Here is a 210-nt window from a genome sequence, read left to right on the forward strand (position 1 = left end):
GAAACAGAAGTACAAGAACTTCCTAAAACATGTTCATCTGTTGGCATGGATGTTGGTCTTAAAGATTTTGCGATTCTTTCAACAGGTGAAGTTTTTGGTAATCCTAAATGGTTTCGTAAACTAGAAGAAAAATTAGCGAAAGCACAACGTGTTCTTTCTAGGCGACAGGAATTAGCGTTAAAACGAAAATGCAAACTGGATGAAGCAAAA

Annotated in this window: 1 protein-coding gene; it reads left to right on the top strand. The window is 36.2% G+C overall.

The genetic code is table 11. The features are described 5' to 3' along the window. The coding region (locus MR059_RS22560) for a transposase (protein WP_242162042.1) at positions 1-210 on the top strand (210 nt) is incomplete at both ends.

The organism is Bacillus cereus group sp. BfR-BA-01522, from assembly GCF_022662635.1.
Lineage (GTDB): Bacteria > Bacillota > Bacilli > Bacillales > Bacillaceae_G > Bacillus_A > Bacillus_A cytotoxicus.